This is a genomic window from Photobacterium kagoshimensis (assembly GCF_050337045.1).
Taxonomy (GTDB): Bacteria; Pseudomonadota; Gammaproteobacteria; order Enterobacterales; family Vibrionaceae; genus Photobacterium; species Photobacterium kagoshimensis.
The window spans coordinates 182,721-197,735 of sequence record NZ_JAKJSO010000009.1; the positions used below are offsets into that span (position 1 = coordinate 182,721).

At 42.3% G+C, this 15,015-nt stretch carries 14 protein-coding genes; 13 read left to right on the top strand and 1 reads right to left on the bottom strand.

Annotation, left to right across the window (positions count from 1 at the left end):
• The first annotated feature begins 2 nt into the window (after positions 1-2).
• The 5 genes from L4C35_RS04190 (at position 3) to L4C35_RS04210 (ending at position 5,644) form a co-directional block, all read left to right on the top strand.
• The gene (locus tag L4C35_RS04190) at positions 3-1,349 is read left to right on the top strand and encodes a DUF262 domain-containing protein (protein WP_428461693.1); all 1,347 of its coding nucleotides are present in this window, start codon (positions 3-5) and stop codon (positions 1,347-1,349) included.
• Positions 1,342-3,261 carry a DUF262 domain-containing protein gene (locus L4C35_RS04195; protein WP_428461694.1) on the top strand — a complete coding sequence of 640 codons (1,920 nt, stop codon included), beginning with the start codon at positions 1,342-1,344 and terminating at the stop codon, positions 3,259-3,261. The genes L4C35_RS04190 and L4C35_RS04195 overlap by 8 nt, the downstream gene beginning before the upstream one ends.
• 296 nt (positions 3,262-3,557) lie before the next feature.
• Complete coding sequence (locus L4C35_RS04200; protein WP_428461695.1) at positions 3,558-4,598, top strand: ethylbenzene dehydrogenase-related protein; 1,041 nt, start codon at positions 3,558-3,560, stop codon at positions 4,596-4,598.
• Positions 4,599-4,615: 17 nt separating this feature from the next.
• Positions 4,616-5,233 (top strand): cytochrome C, encoded by a 618-nt coding sequence (locus tag L4C35_RS04205; RefSeq protein WP_428461696.1) that lies wholly within the window; start codon positions 4,616-4,618, stop codon positions 5,231-5,233.
• A gap of 9 nt (positions 5,234-5,242) precedes the next feature.
• Positions 5,243-5,644, top strand: coding sequence for a cytochrome c3 family protein (locus tag L4C35_RS04210; protein WP_428461697.1), 402 nt, complete (start codon positions 5,243-5,245; stop codon positions 5,642-5,644).
• 89 nt (positions 5,645-5,733) lie between these two features.
• Here the strand turns inward: L4C35_RS04210 and L4C35_RS04215 are convergent, their stop codons facing one another.
• Positions 5,734-6,396 (bottom strand): GntR family transcriptional regulator, encoded by a 663-nt coding sequence (locus L4C35_RS04215; RefSeq protein WP_428461698.1) that lies wholly within the window; start codon positions 6,394-6,396, stop codon positions 5,734-5,736.
• 147 nt (positions 6,397-6,543) lie between these two features.
• Here L4C35_RS04215 and L4C35_RS04220 point away from each other — a divergent pair, with 147 nt between their 5' ends.
• The 8 genes from L4C35_RS04220 to L4C35_RS04255 all read left to right on the top strand — a co-directional run bounded on the left by L4C35_RS04220 (position 6,544) and on the right by L4C35_RS04255 (position 14,997).
• Positions 6,544-6,873 carry a UxaA family hydrolase gene (locus L4C35_RS04220; protein ID WP_428461699.1) on the top strand — a complete coding sequence of 110 codons (330 nt, stop codon included), beginning with the start codon at positions 6,544-6,546 and terminating at the stop codon, positions 6,871-6,873.
• Positions 6,873-8,048, top strand: a complete 1,176-nt coding sequence (locus L4C35_RS04225; RefSeq protein ID WP_428461700.1) for a UxaA family hydrolase — start codon at positions 6,873-6,875, stop codon at positions 8,046-8,048. Before L4C35_RS04220 ends, L4C35_RS04225 begins: the two co-directional genes overlap by 1 nt.
• A gap of 50 nt (positions 8,049-8,098) precedes the next feature.
• Complete coding sequence (locus L4C35_RS04230; RefSeq protein WP_428461701.1) at positions 8,099-9,055, top strand: DMT family transporter; 957 nt, start codon at positions 8,099-8,101, stop codon at positions 9,053-9,055.
• Positions 9,056-9,168: 113 nt separating this feature from the next.
• The gene (locus L4C35_RS04235) at positions 9,169-10,311 is read left to right on the top strand and encodes a mandelate racemase/muconate lactonizing enzyme family protein (protein WP_428461702.1); all 1,143 of its coding nucleotides are present in this window, start codon (positions 9,169-9,171) and stop codon (positions 10,309-10,311) included.
• Positions 10,312-10,610: 299 nt separating this feature from the next.
• A complete protein-coding gene (locus L4C35_RS04240; RefSeq protein WP_428461703.1) occupies positions 10,611-11,177 on the top strand; it encodes a TetR/AcrR family transcriptional regulator in 567 nt (188 codons plus the stop codon).
• A gap of 404 nt (positions 11,178-11,581) precedes the next feature.
• Positions 11,582-13,201 carry a methyl-accepting chemotaxis protein gene (locus tag L4C35_RS04245; RefSeq protein WP_428461704.1) on the top strand — a complete coding sequence of 540 codons (1,620 nt, stop codon included), beginning with the start codon at positions 11,582-11,584 and terminating at the stop codon, positions 13,199-13,201.
• 112 nt (positions 13,202-13,313) lie between these two features.
• On the top strand, positions 13,314-14,591 hold the full coding sequence (locus L4C35_RS04250; protein ID WP_428461705.1) for a hypothetical protein: 1,278 nt from the start codon (positions 13,314-13,316) through the stop codon (positions 14,589-14,591).
• Positions 14,592-14,601: 10 nt separating this feature from the next.
• Positions 14,602-14,997: a type 2 periplasmic-binding domain-containing protein gene (locus L4C35_RS04255; protein ID WP_048898663.1), complete on the top strand. Its 396-nt coding sequence runs from the start codon at positions 14,602-14,604 to the stop codon at positions 14,995-14,997.
• Positions 14,998-15,015 lie beyond the last annotated feature (18 nt).

The following is a 15,015-nucleotide window of genomic DNA, read 5'->3' on the forward strand; positions in this document are numbered from 1 at the left end:
CCATGCCAATTGTCTTCAATCAGCCCCAAACTATTGCGCAGTTGTTGGAACAAAAACTCACAATTCCTAAGTACCAGCGCCCATACAAGTGGCAGCCCAAGCACGTTAATCAGCTGATTGATGACATCTTTAACCACCGCACTAAACCATGTTATCGGCTTGGCACAGTGGTACTGCATCAAGACAAAGATTCAGGAAATCAGGAAGAAAATGGTGCTCTCAACATCGTTGATGGTCAGCAGCGTCTCCTTACTTTAACGCTGCTCTGTACCATTTTAGATGGGGAAGAGAAAGCTATCTCATCTAGCCTTCTTGAGCATAAATTTGAATCCTCGGTCAGTATCGAAAATCTCAAAAATAATGCACAAGTCATCTCTGAGCGAGTAGCAAGTCTTTCATCTACAGAAAAGCAGGAGCTACTCGATTTCGTCCTTAACAAGTGCGAGCTTATTCAAGTTACGCTAGATGATCTCAGTGAAGCCTTTCAATTTTTCGACTCACAAAACGCTCGTGGTAAAGCGCTTGCGCCTCACGATCTGCTCAAAGCTTATCATCTGCGTGAAATGATGGACTCAACAGAGCAAACCGAGCGTTTACACCATGTAAGCTTGTGGGAGCAGGGCGTAAACCCAGATGACGACTCTGCGAATTTGCACACCATCATGGGTGAATTCTTGTTCCGTATGCGCCGTTGGGTTGACGGTGACTACGGCATACAGTTCAGTCGCCATAACATTGATGTATTCAAAGGCATTAACCTAGACAGCACTCAATACGCTTATGTGGACTCGATGCTTGCGCTTGATTATGCGATTGAAACTTTTAATGCTGATCCCGCACGTAAATGGGACAAGCAAACGAAAGGGTATCCATTCCAAGTTGATCAAGTGATGATCAACGGCAAGCGCTTCTTTGAATACATTCAGCACTATATGGCAATTCACTCGACCTTGTTTGTTGGTGATGATGCAAGGCTATCTTCATTCGTCGATAAGCACGCTAAGTACAAAGGCAGTAGCCGTAAAGGGGATAGCTATGTACGAAACCTATTTTTGTGTGCAGTAATGTACTACTACGACAAGTTCGGTGATGTGGAGTTAGAGAAAGCCGCACAGGTTTGTTATCGCTGGAGTTATTTCCTTCGTCTTGAGCTGCAACGTATCGGCATGGAGTCGGTAGATAACCATGCTAAGGATCGTAGTGGGCTGTTCAGAGCAATCAGCAAAGCCGTTCACCCTCAGCAGGTGTTGAACTTTCAGCCCCCTTATATCAAAGAGCCTAAGTTTAACAACGCGGAACACGTGCAGGCATCTATTGAAGCAATGAAATCGGGAAGTGTAAATGAGTGATTCGAACCAAGTAGAGCAGCTATCCGTTAGAGCACTTTTCGACAGCAAAACCCAATATGTGATTCCTATCTATCAGCGTAACTATGCTTGGGGCGCGACAGAGATTGAGCAGCTTATCCAAGATATCAGTGACGCCGCAGGATTGATTACTCAATCTGCTGAAACCGCTACTGCCAAACAAGCAAAGTATTATCTGGGTAGCCTTGTGGTTTATCAGCGCACAACGCATTCACACCAATCTAATGTGGTGTACGAAACCATTGATGGACAGCAAAGGCATACCACGCTCTCTATCTTGTTGGCGTACCTCAAACATCGTAATGTGCTCGAAGAGAATGAGCTAGAAGGGCTAGACATTAATCTCACCTTTGATAGTCGTCCAAAATCCTCCAGAGCATTAGATGACATCTTTACAGGCAGAACCAGTGGCGAGTCAGAAGAGCCTAACATCCATGCTGCTTACAATATCATCAAGCGTTACTTCAAAACCAAAGGCTTAGATGCACAGGCGAAAACTAAACAGTTCTTTGATTATCTATTAGAAAGCGTCACCATTCTTAGAGTCGTTGTTCCACCACAAACCGATCTTAACCACTACTTTGAGATCATGAATAACCGTGGTGAGCAGCTAGAAAAGCATGAAGTATTGAAAGCAAAATTCATGGCAACGCTTGGTGATGATGAGGAAAGAGGCTGCTTTTCCACTGTTTGGGATGCTTGTGCGAATATGACGCGCTATACCCAAATGGGCTTCCAATCGGACTTACGAAAAGACGTATTCGGCTCAGACTGGCAGACAATGCCAACATGCTTTGAAGCAATTCAACAAAAGCACACAAGCAAGCAGCAAAAAGAAGATGCAATGACGCTGCGAGAAATCATCAGTAACAAGGCATCTCGCTTAAATACTGACGATGACGAGCGTGAGAAGGAAGAACGCTTTGGTTCGGTTATCGACTTCTCAAACTTCTTACTTCATGTATTAAAACTGATGAAGACGGAAGAGAACGTTTCACTTGATGATAAGAAGCTGATCGATGCATTTATTTCTAAAGACGATGGCTTGAGGGTTGGCGCTAAAGCTTTTGTGTATGAACTACTTAAGTGCCGAGTTCTATTTGATAGCTATGTAATTAAGCCTGACCAACACGATGAAAAGCGTAAGTGGAGTTTGTTAAGACTTAATGCGTACAAATACGGCAACAGTCTAAGTCCTGAATATTCAAATGCGTTTAGTAGTGATCAGAACGAAAAGATACGCATGATCTTGGCAATGTTCCATGTGTCGAATCCAGCATTGGTATATAAGCGGTGGTTAAATGATGCTTTACGGGTATTGAACGATCTCGCTACAGAAGACCGATTGGAAGTTGATGGTAGTTCGTATTTAGCTGCACTTGAAAAGCAGAGTGACAAGTATTTTAGTGAGATCTGTGATGGTTCTCTACTTGAGTTTGCAGAGAATAATGTCGGTGTATTACATCAAGGGACTGGTGTCCAGAACTTCGTATTTAACCGATTGGATTACCTACTTTGGCGCAATCTATCAGATGGAAAGCCAGTTGGTCACATAACTAAAGAGACTCTAGGGGCTCACTTTACAAGCTTTCAATTTGCCTTCAGAACCTCAGTTGAGCACTACTTCCCACAAACCGACCCATCTGGTGCTCGTAAGATGGACGATGTGGATCGCTTCGGTAACCTTTGCCTTATTTCGCCAAGTAGCAACTCAAGGCTGAGCAACTACTCACCTCAGGATAAGAAGAAGTTCTATCAGGAGAATAATCGTGCGGAAAGCTTAAAGCAGGCGATTATGATGAGTTATGACGATTGGGGCCCCGATGGTGAAGGATACAAAAATATCCAGAGTCATGAGTCGTATATGATTAATATACTTCTAAATTACCTGTAGCAAGGTAGCCCTATCTGATGCATTGTCAGTATGTAGTGATATTCAAGCATCAAGAATAACGGAAATTGCGAATTAGTTGCTATTAAATCACGCCCTCTGTTCACATTAATACCACTATTTCTTCTTTTGTAATTCACTTAATAAATTGAATTTTAAATGGTTTGTTTTCCGCATGCATGTTATCAAATGTGACTTGATGTTGATCAATTGTGGTATTTTCGTTCATGGCTACGCTTAAAGGTACTGATACTTTCCGCTGTACAAGCTAAATAGAAATGAATGTAAGGAAAATAACAATGAAGCTTTCGACCATCGCTGTTTTTGTTGTCACTGTATTCATCCCCTTTAATGCCGCTCAGGCGAAAGAGACCACTTTAGAAAGCAGTAAGCTTTCAACTAAGCTCGTCATTGATGGGAAAATTGATGCCGCTTGGAGCGATGCTAAACCGATATCTCAGAAGCTGACCAAACTGCCTTACAAGCCTAACAACGGTTATAGCGGGATCAAAAGAACAAGCGTTGAAATGAAATCGCTCTACGACGATGAATACGTTTATTTTCTGGTTACTTATGCTGACCCCACAATGAGTATTGATAGGTTTCCCTGGATCAAGCAAGACGATGGCAGTTGGAAGCAGTTATCAAATAAAGACAGCACAGGGCATGACAATACTTATTATGAAGATAAGTTTGCGGTTTATTGGGATATAAATACGCAAGATTTTGCCCAAAAAGGTTGTAATGCCGCCTGTCACAGAGCAGAGGGGGGGATGAATGCTGGTCGTAAAGATAATAACCCTGCACGTAAATACACCAAAGAGGGTGAGTTCATTGATATGTGGCATTGGAAAGGGGTGAGAACCGCCCCGCATAATCAGTTGGATGATCAATACGTTGATAGTAATACCGACCCTAAAGAGAACAAAGGCTGGGGGCGTAAAGGGGACAGTAAAATCAGTGGTGGATATGTTAATAACATTAAAGATGGTCAGCCCGCATTTGTCTCAGATAATTTAACCGATGAAACTTTGCTTATCCTAGATTCCGAGAAGAAGCCATTTACGGTTGAATACAATAAGACCGATCGCATTCCAGGGCTAACAGGCAAACCATTTGTTGGTTCTCGTGGTGATGTTGAAGTCGCTGCTCGCTGGAATGAAGGTGTATGGGTACTTGAAATGAAGCGTAAGTTGGTGACGAAGGGTGAAAATGCCGAGACCCAAGATGTCCAATTTAACGATCTAACCAAGGTCTATCCGTTTGGGATTGCCGTATTTGATAACTCGCAAATTAACCATATATACCATCGTGGTGTATTGAATTTTGAGTTCAAATAAAGCGAGGGGCAGGTGCAATGTATATTGAATCTGCCTTGTTTTTGCTTATGCGTCTGCAGAGGGTTCAAGCAGCCGTACGTTTTCTATTTCAGCCTTTGTTATGTACGGCGATATCACTTTTTGGCGTGATGGCGTATTGCGCTGAAACGGTGGATTTAACGCCGAAGGCATTTGCATCTCAAATAAATGAAGATGCTGATCTGGTGATTTTGATAAAAGAAAATAAACGTTGTATTCGCTGCCATCAAAAGAAACGGTTGATTACAGGTATTGAAGCGGTGACATCTTTTGGCGCCCATGCGAGCGCTGAATTTTATAATAATTGCACCGCTTGTCATGGCAATAAGGGCGAGCACCCTAAAAGAACGGATGCGATTATTTCATTTGATATGCAGAGCAAGATGTCTGTTTTTACTCAAAATAAACAATGTATTACTTGCCATTCGCCAGAGGATCTACGACGTATTGAATGGACACATGATGTTCATGCCACCAAACTTCTTTGCTCAACCTGCCATAGTTTGCATCGTGACTCTGACGCAATCATAGGGATAGACAATAAAATTCGAATTGGATTGTGTCGAACTTGCCATGAAGCGATCCAGCGCACGTTGAGGCAGAGGCTAAATAATTAGGTGACTCACATGATTAAGAGTACGGCTTTACTCATTGCAGTTTGCTTTTGTTGTCTTGTCGATGCCCAAGAGCTACCTAATCCTGAAGAAGATAATCTTGCTAATTATCACCTGTTAGATGAGACCTGCGCAGGTCAATGCCATCAAGAAGAAAAGGTATCAGAGGATCTTGAATTTGAGTATAAAAGCTGTGCCGAGTGTCACGATAGTTTATCCAACTTAGATGGGCCTCAGCACAACATTAAACATCAAGAGAGTGAGGCGATGGCGTGTGTGGAATGTCATTTTCCACATGAACAGTTTGATCCCAGAGAAATTTGTACTGATTGCCATGATGAAAACTGGAAGCAATTTGAGGCAAGACATAGTGATTATCGGGTGGGTATACGAATACGATGGAACCATTACTGATAGCTTTATCGGATTGACGCTTCTTCAATAAAGAGGCGTCAGTCAGTTGGTGTGCAATCGTTCGTCGGTTTGCTAACTATCGCCAAACTCTATTTAGTCGTTTTCTTACTATGTAGAGAAAGATCGGTAAATGTCGTAATGTTTTGTTTTGACTCTAACCAAGCACGATCTGTATCGCCTGCGATGATCGCTTCCACCATACCGGTATGGCTGATACCACTCTGTGAAAGGTCATAATCATGATGGGTTAGCTTAATGTAACTTTTTAGTTGATTAGAAATTTGTTCATATATCTTTATGAACTTACTACTTTTGCTGATTTCAACCACTTTTCTATGCAGTTCAAAGTCTTTTTGGCAAACGTCGATGAGATCCAATGTGCCTGTTGCACATAATTCACAGAATTCTTTGTGAATACGGCGTAATTCATCTTTATCTTCTTGGGTGGCTTTTTCTGCTGCCATTACCGCTGCTTGTGACTCAATGGCAACACGTAAATTGTACAGTTCCCACAAATCATCGTCAGATAATGTGAATACATGCCAGCCTACATAAGGCTTTTGTATCACTAAACCTTCATGTGAAAGTGAGTTCAGTGCCATGCGAACAGTACTTCGCGAAAGCTCTAGTTCTTTCGATAGCGAACTCTCAACAATTTTATCACCCATCACCAGCTGACCTGAAACTATCATATCTCTAATAAATTCAGTGGCTTGCTCTTCTAGGCTCTGTTTGTTGATCTTCATTTTCATGATTTGTTCTTAGTGCATGCTTTAAGTTATTGAAAAATATAACACGAACTTGTGACGTTTGTCATATTTTGTCAGCTGTAGATCTGTATACTGCCGATTGTCGGACAATAGACAATTAACTGTTAACGATAGACAGAGAATATAATAATGAAAGCAATAAAACTTTCTTCTACGGACAACGTAGCCACGCTATTAGGTAGTGTGGAAAAGCATGAATTAGTTGAAATTATTTCCGCTGATAATGACGTGATCGCAGAAGTTAATGCCCTACAAAAAATCACATTCGGCAACAAGATTGCACTTGGCGATATCCCGCTGGGTGAGCACATTTTTAAATGTGGCCATTCAATTGGTAAATCGATTGTTGAAATCCCGCTAGGCCAACTTGTTCATGTTCAAAATGTTCGTAGTGAGCGTTTAGACATTCCAGAAGCAATTATCGAAGAAATCATCAAACAAATGGGGATCGAGCAATAATGAGCGCGACATTTAAAGGTTACCCTCGTCCAAACGGTACATTTGGTATTCGCAACAATGTAATGATCGTTGCGATTGATGAATGCTGTGAAGGTATTGCACGCAATATCAGCAAAGAAATTGATGACTCGGTTGTTGTGACTAACCATTACACCTGTATGTATGGTGGCAATGAAGAAATGATCGATACCATCATTCATACGGCAACTAACCCTAATATTGCAGGGGTGCTGGTTATCGCGATGGGCTGTGGCTCGATTGACCCTGAAATGGTTGCTGAGCCTGTGCGTAAAGAAGGATTGCCTGTTCATAGCCTGACGGTAATTAAAAACAAAGGCACGGTTGAAACCATTAAAGACGGTATCGAACTTGCGAAAGAGTTGAAAGCCTACGCTGATAGTGTAGAGCGTGTTGATGCACCTGTTTCAGCGCTACGTATCGGTATTAAGTGTGGTGGTTCAGATACATCCAGTGGTCTTGCTTCTAACCCTTCGGTCGGGGCTGCTTCTGACAAACTGGTCGATATGGGTGCTACCACAATGGCGGGTGAGCTGTTAGAGCTGCTTGGCTGTGAAGATATCCTTAAAGCGCGTTCAGTTACGCCTGAAGTTGGTGATAAAATTGAGCGTCTCATTGCCGAAGATTTAAAACGCTGGCACGTGATCGAAGGCACTGAAACTATGTCTATCGGTAACAGTGTGGGTGGCTTAACAACCATAGATGAAAAATCACAAGGTGCGATGCATAAAACGGGTACGCGCCCGATTCAAGACTGTCTGCGAATTAGCCATGTTCACCGTGAAAAGCCGACTGTACCTGGCTTCTACTTAACGGAAACCACTATGTTGTGCGGTGGAGCGGCAATGCACTTTGCATCGCTTGGTTGCCAGTTAATCCTTTGGACCGCTGGGGCTGCTGGCTTTAATAACTCCATTGTTCCTGTGATTCGTGTTTCAGGTAATAGTTCGCTGATCACGTCTGACATGGACATTAACGCGTGCGGAATCATGGATGCAACAGACACTATCGATAATGTATCGAATAAGATTTTAGAAAAGGTGTTTGATGTCGCAAGCGGTGCACCTACAAATCTTGAAGGTATTGGTTTTGCTTACGCATCTCTGTACCAAAAAGATCAGCGCTTAGAACATGTTATCGGTATTTGCCCTCAATAATAAATAACTATTAAAAGGGGGTGTAACCTCCTTCATGTGAGATGGAAAAAATGAGTAAAATTGCTCCTAATAAATCACTGGGTCTAACTCTCGCTCTAATTTGTGCTGCGCTATGGGGCGCATCGTTCCCACTTGGTGGCGTTCTTGCTGGCAAACTGGATCCTGTTGTTCTCGCTATCGCCCGCTACGCAATTGCAACATTGGGTTTTGTTGTTCTGTTTGCTTTTTCTAAGAAGCATACGTTGAAAAAAATCCAAAGTAAGAAAGACGCTATTTTGCTAATGAGCGCCGGTATTTCAGCGCAGGCTGTGTTCTTCTACTTCACAATTCTTGCTTATGAATACACTTCATCGGGCGAAATTGGTGTGATCAATGGTATGGCTCCATTCCTTACAATGGCGGCGGTATTTATTATTGATAAAGTGAAGCCGTCGGCGGTGAAAGTATTTGCAGTTGTACTGTCATTGGTTGGTGCTGGTGTGATTGCTTACGATCCATCGAACAAGATCCAAGGTCTTAACTTTGGCCACTTGTTTGCCCTTTGCGGTGTACTTGGCTTTGTTACTTATAACTACATTCTAGGCAAATTCGGCTCTGATCTAAACTCACGTTACGATACCTTCTCTAGCTGTTTCTACCAATTTGGTGCTGCGACAGTCGCGCTCTTAGTGGTAGGTGTGGCAACAGGGGCAGATTTCAGCACGGCAACTGTCTTGGTTGAAAACGGTAAGCACATTGCGACGATTCTTTCTCTTGGCTTGTTGTGTTCAGGTATCGCCTATGCGGTTTGGGAAGTGGCTACCTTGAAAACACAAGATGCAGTTGTTACCACCATGGCACTGAATGTTCTGCCACTGTTCGCGATGATCGTTGCTTACTTCTTGTTAGGTGAAACCATCACCCTACAAAAACTAGCAGGTGTTGTGACAGTAGTTATCGCACTGTGTATCTACACGGCGGGCGACAAATTCAAGAAAAAAGCACCGCTTCAAGAAGCGACTGTTTAATACCCCATAGTGAGCTGTCAGTGACGGGACTGGCAGCTTCTTTCCCTCTTAATTGAATAGAATAATGGTTTGGTTAAGCGCGAAAGTAATAACCTAATTATAGAGACAAAATAATGCTATTTAATGAATTGAAAATCACGGATATAGAAGTTATTCACCTGCGTGTGCCGGCTCTTGATGAGGCTTGTGAATGGGGTGAAGATGGTGTGCTTATTCGCGTGCACACAAATGCTGGCATTACAGGAGTAGGTGAATCGGATAGCTCGCCTATGATGATTGAAGCTTGTATTAAAGCAACGCAAAGTCATGGTTCTTCTCAAGGTCTTGAACGTCTTCTTATTGGTGAAAACCCACTAGAAATCGAACGCTTATACACAAAAATGTACAACGGCACTCATTATGCAGGCCGTCGTTCAACTATGATTCACGCTATTTCTGCTATTGATATGGCGCTATGGGACATTGCGGGTAAATTCTACCAAGTTCCTGTATGGCAGCTTCTTGGCGGTAAATTCCGTGAAAAGATCCGCGCATATGGCACATTTATCCCATCTGCAATCAAAGAAGAAAACATTGCTCGCACCACTGAATTGCTTGATCAAGGCTTTACCTCTTTGAAGTTCGGTGGCGGTCCGCTAGGTAAAAACGCGGAGACAGATTACGAAATCATTAAAACAGTTTGTGAAACCGCTCGCGGTATCAACAAAGATGTTGAAATTGCAATTGACCTAGCAAGCGCATGGCGTACAGCTGGCCACACCATTGAAATGGCTAAAAAGTTAGAAGAATTCAATCTGCTATGGATTGAGGAGCCGATTACGGATGACGTGCTTGCGGGTTACCGTAAGGTTTCTCAATCGACCTCACAAAAATTGGCGGGTGGTGAGACGCTGACAACGCGTTACGAGTTTGCGAACTTCATCGAAAAGTCGGGTGCTGACTTTGTACAACCTGACGTGACGCGTTGTGGGGGTATTAGTGAGATGGTTAAGATCTACGACATGGCGCACATGGCGGGTATGAAGTTAGTTCCTCACGGTTTCTCCACTGGCATATTGATTGCTGCAACGGTGCATTTCCTTGCCTCTCGTGAGCATGGCGACCTAATTGAATATTCTCAGAGCACAAGCCCACTGTTTACGTCACTTGTTAAGAACCAAATTGCTTTCGAAGATGGCTATGTTGCAGTGCCAAATACGATTGGTTTAGGCGTAGAGCTTGATGAAGAAATCATCGCTAAGTACCGCGTTAATTAATAAATATTTACGGCATAAAAAAGATCGTTAAAGCGATTAATGCTGATATACATGAGCCTGAATGCGAAAGCATTTAGGCTTTTTATTTGTGTGATAATAAATAAAAAGCGTATTGTTTTGTTTACTTTTATACCTGCAACATCATCCTTTTAGTCCCACCTCTGAAAAATCGCATTTTAAACGTCAAAATTACCTTATGAATACTGTTTTTTTGACGGATTGTATATTATGGTGGCGAAAATTTACCATGCGATGATATTTACTCTTGGGTGATAGTTTGAAAAATAGGTCTGTAAAGAATGTTGTCTGAAGCTAAAACAAGAAAAACAATACTTTTAAATGCAACAGATCTCTTTGCTCATAATTCATATGGGAAGGTGACAATTAGAAAGATTGCACAAAGTGCTAATGTTAGCCCTAGTTTAATTATTTACTATTTCATCTCGAAAGAAAATTTATACTGCCAGATCTTTGAAGAGTTTTTCCCTGAGCTTGATAATATGATTAAGCGATTAAAGAAAGAACCTGAGCTTACATTATCAATGATAGTGAATAGTTATATTGAAGTTTGGCGAACTAATGCACTGATCCCTGTCATTATTCATCGTGAATTGTTGTCATTAGGTCATACCGAAGCAAAAAAGCGACTGGTAGATAAATTGTTGATACTGCATAAGAAAAAATTAACTTCTCTGCTGGGTGGGATAACAAAATGTAGCCCGTATAATGAGGGTTATTATTATATGTTAGTTATGTCACTTTCTACATATCCATTTATATCTGAACATGTGAATGATGAGGAAAATATAGATTTTTCTTTTCTACAAAGTGTCTATGACAGCGTTTTGCCTCAATCTGTTTGTTAAGTTGTCGATCCTAGACGAAATTTCCGAATAATAAATCACGCCTTACTTATGTAAGGCGTTTTTGATCAAAAAATAGATTTAACACGATAAGTGCTTGATTTATAAGCGGTGATAACTTTAATTTATTTCGCTGAACAAAGTGACTCGTTTGTTTAATGGTTAAGGTTAATTCTGCTTTTATGTTCCAATATAATCACAGGATATAGGATTGATTATTATCACTAAGGCTTACTTCTACGATAAGTTGCGTATCGATTGTAGAAGATATGCATTAGGGATCCTCTTTGAACAATGAAACAGACAAAGTATTGAGTATAAGAAAACGAACTCATCTTTCTTATCTCCTTTTCCCTTATTCGCTGTGAAGCTCATATTAAGCAAACCGTTAAGCACAAGAAGATATTATGAATTTATCTCGTTATCTCACTATTCGTCATCAATTTTGGTTGTTAATGGCATTTGTTTCGACGGGTATCGCCGTCATTATTTTAATGAATGCTAATGTTCATCGTACAAATAATCTCCACCTAGTGTCGTTGGATCAGCAATATTATCCTGCGATGGAAGTCGTGGTTCGTTTAGATGGCACGTTGCCGCGCCTGACCCAGCAGTTTGAAACTGCGGTTGTTACAGGGGAAGAGGATGCACTTAGCGAAGCTGAATCTATTTATCATTTACTAAACAAAGATTTAGTTGAAATAAAAAAACTGTTACCACAAAAAAATAACGAACTCTCACATGTTGAGACCTTGATGGCGAGTTACTTTAATGCTGGTAATCAGCTGGCTCTCGACTTTATTAATATGAATGAGCCTGTCGCTGTTATTTCTCAAAAAGCGGATCAGAATCGTCAGACACAAGAAAAGCTAGAAGCTGAGCTACAAACGTTACAAAACTACGTGCGTGAAGAAGTTGTAAGCTTGATTAGTAATGCTCGCGAAAGTGCCGATCAAGCTGGGATTAACTCAGTGATATCTGGGCTTATTGTTGTGGCTTTTTTACTGAGTTTTGGTTTCGCGATTTTACGTTCAATTAGCCAGTCCATTGCGATTGTCACTGCCAGAATGAATGAGATTGCGAATGGTGAAGGTGATCTCACGGTTCGTATTCATTATGACGGCAAGGACGAAGTCGCCGAGCTAGTTAATAACGTGAACCAGTTTATTAGTAAATTACATGTCACTATTTCAGATACCATTTCAAGCATTCATCAGTTAGAAGCCATTACTGGTCAGTTATCAGAAAGCCGTCAAGACACCTCTCGTTTTACCGCTGAGCAACAATCTAACATTCAGCAGGTGACACTATCCGTTGGTGAAATGCTACAAACTGTGAGCCATGTAGCGGACTATGCAAGTCAGGCATCGGAACAAGCTAATGATGCAAATACCAAAGCTGACGATGGCTTCACGGTTGTGCAACAGACCGTTAATGTTATTAATGTTCTTTCCGATGACGTCCGCAAAATAGCCACCGTGATTGATAAACTAGAGCAAGATACCGCAAACGTTGATGCTATTTTATCAACGATCAAAGGTATTGCTGATCAAACCAATTTACTTGCATTGAATGCGGCGATTGAAGCGGCTCGTGCTGGCGAACAAGGGCGTGGTTTTGCTGTTGTTGCTGACGAAGTTCGCACACTTGCTGCTCGAACACAGCAATCGACAGAAGAAATTCAAGTGGTGCTGGGAGAACTGCAAGTTGCTTCTAAATCCGCTGTTGACGCTATGCACCAAGGATTACGCCAAACAGAAGATGGGGTAACGAGTGCTGCAATGGCAGGGGAAAGCTTGCGTTCGATTACTGAAAAAGTGGCGGGTATTACCGTCGTTAATGATCAAATAGCTTCTGCTACAGAGGAGCAGCATCAGACCTCTTTAATTATCCAGCAGCAACTTCAAGAATTTAATCGCAGCGCAGAACAAGTTTCTTCCTCTTCGGATCGACTCGGCATAGCGAGTGATCAGTTAGTGGGCGTTGTTGACCAATTAAGCCAGTCTACGGCTCAGTTCAAAGTTTAGCGACATCTACCTAATAACAATAAACGTTGATTACAGAGCCCTATGTTTTGGGGCTCTGCGATAAACATCGCGATAAAAGCAGTTACATAATATAAAAATAAATCGGAGTTTCATGATGACAATAAAGGCTTTCCGCCTATTGCCACTAGCAGCCTTATGCGCGCTTTCTGGCCAAGTTAACGCTGCGAGCGCAACAGATGCTCGTATTAGTGAGCTAGAAAACCAAGTGTCAGTTTTAGTTGAGCAGCAGCAGTCTAGCATCGCAGATCGTTTCCAATTTGATGGCTTTGCATCACTAAACCTTCAAGTGGCGAATAATAAAGCTGGTTATGCTGCAGCGACAGATAAATTGAATCTAGATGAAGGCTCACTGTTTGGTTTACAAACGGTATTCACGATTAATGATTCAACCCAAGCGACAGTGCAACTGGTTAGCCGTGGTACTGAGCTTGAAAACTGGAAACCACAAATTGAATGGGCTTTCATTAGCCATGAATTTACCCATAACCTAAAAGGTCGTGCGGGTAAGTTGCGTCTACCGTTATTCATGCTATCGGATTACTTAGAAGTGGGTTATGCCCAGCTAGGTGTGCGCGTTCCTAATGAAGTGTATGGCAACGTGGTCGCTACGTCGTTCACGGGTGCTGATATGCTCTACGATATCGAGCTGGATGATAGCAGCATTCAACTACAAGGTTTTGCGGGTTCTCATAACCTAAGCTCAGATAAAACTAAATTCCGTGCACAGACTAAATTTGACCAAATTTACGGTGGTGTGGTGTCGTGGACTAACGACACAGTGACACTGCGTTCAAGCTATGCGCAGGCGAAAGTGACATCTCAAGATAACTGGACGCTGAGTGGCAGCCCTGTAGGTGCAACGACGTTCGACAATGATGAAGCGAAGTTTTACGGCATTGGTGCCCGCTTTGATGGTGAAAACCTGTTCGTTATGTCAGAAGTAACACGCACGGAAACCCAAGGTTTCTACCCTGATGCAGATGCTGCATACGTGACTGCGGGTTACCGTATTGAGTCGGTGACTCCTTACTTCACAGTTTCGCATCTGAAAACCAAAGACAACGATGATCGTAAGAAAGCCTCAGCCCAAGCGGCGGCAAACTTTATGCAGAATCAGACTAAACCTAATGCGTTTTTGGCAGGTTCGACGCAGCTACAGCAAGCACTGCTTGATATGCAACGCACGAGCTACAGTGTTGGTGCGCGTTGGGATGTTTACACCAACATGGCGCTAAAAGCCGATGTGACTTATGTGACGAATTTTGGTGATACCAATGGTGGTTTGCCAGGCGCTGTGAATGCCAAAATGAATGGTCAAAGCATTGATGACACCATGGTGTACACAGTCAAACTTGATGTTGTTTTCTAAGGAGAAAGTCATGTTGAAAAAAACAGTTCTAGCACTTTGCCTTGCAGCATCAAGCTTTGCTCAAGCAGGTGTGGTGGTTATTGCAAACCCTGCTGCGGCCGATCTTGACGCTCAAACCATTAAGAAAGTGTACTTAGGTAAAGCGAAATCGCTGAATGTTGAAGCGATTGACCTAGCCGATGGGCAGCCGCTTAAAAGTGAATTCCACGCTAAAGTGACGGGTAAAACAGAAGCACAGCTACAAGCATACTGGGCGAAAAAAGTATTCACAGGTAAAGGGCAGCCACCTAAAGCATTGAGCTCCAGTGCGATTGTCAAAAATACCGTTGCGAATACAGCGAACGCGATTGGCTACATTGACGAAAGCGAAGTTGATGGCAGTGTAAAAGTAATTTTACGTCCATAATAACTTTGGGTTAGCCTG

What these genes read in the sequence shown, in the direction of transcription:
- L4C35_RS04225 (WP_428461700.1), top strand. Translation starts at nt 6,873, where the DNA reads ATGAGCGCGACATTTAAAGGTTACCCTCGTCCAAACGGTACATTTGGT.
- L4C35_RS04250 (WP_428461705.1), top strand. Translation starts at nt 13,314, where the DNA reads ATGATGACAATAAAGGCTTTCCGCCTATTGCCACTAGCAGCCTTATGC.
- L4C35_RS04205 (WP_428461696.1), top strand. Translation starts at nt 4,616, where the DNA reads ATGTATATTGAATCTGCCTTGTTTTTGCTTATGCGTCTGCAGAGGGTT.
- L4C35_RS04220 (WP_428461699.1), top strand. Translation starts at nt 6,544, where the DNA reads ATGAAAGCAATAAAACTTTCTTCTACGGACAACGTAGCCACGCTATTA.
- L4C35_RS04245 (WP_428461704.1), top strand. Translation starts at nt 11,582, where the DNA reads ATGAATTTATCTCGTTATCTCACTATTCGTCATCAATTTTGGTTGTTA.
- L4C35_RS04195 (WP_428461694.1), top strand. Translation starts at nt 1,342, where the DNA reads ATGAGTGATTCGAACCAAGTAGAGCAGCTATCCGTTAGAGCACTTTTC.
- L4C35_RS04235 (WP_428461702.1), top strand. Translation starts at nt 9,169, where the DNA reads ATGCTATTTAATGAATTGAAAATCACGGATATAGAAGTTATTCACCTG.
- L4C35_RS04255 (WP_048898663.1), top strand. Translation starts at nt 14,602, where the DNA reads ATGTTGAAAAAAACAGTTCTAGCACTTTGCCTTGCAGCATCAAGCTTT.
- L4C35_RS04200 (WP_428461695.1), top strand. Translation starts at nt 3,558, where the DNA reads ATGAAGCTTTCGACCATCGCTGTTTTTGTTGTCACTGTATTCATCCCC.
- L4C35_RS04210 (WP_428461697.1), top strand. Translation starts at nt 5,243, where the DNA reads ATGATTAAGAGTACGGCTTTACTCATTGCAGTTTGCTTTTGTTGTCTT.
- L4C35_RS04240 (WP_428461703.1), top strand. Translation starts at nt 10,611, where the DNA reads ATGTTGTCTGAAGCTAAAACAAGAAAAACAATACTTTTAAATGCAACA.
- L4C35_RS04190 (WP_428461693.1), top strand. Translation starts at nt 3, where the DNA reads ATGCCAATTGTCTTCAATCAGCCCCAAACTATTGCGCAGTTGTTGGAA.
- L4C35_RS04215 (WP_428461698.1), bottom strand. Translation starts at nt 6,396, where the DNA reads ATGAAAATGAAGATCAACAAACAGAGCCTAGAAGAGCAAGCCACTGAA.
- L4C35_RS04230 (WP_428461701.1), top strand. Translation starts at nt 8,099, where the DNA reads ATGAGTAAAATTGCTCCTAATAAATCACTGGGTCTAACTCTCGCTCTA.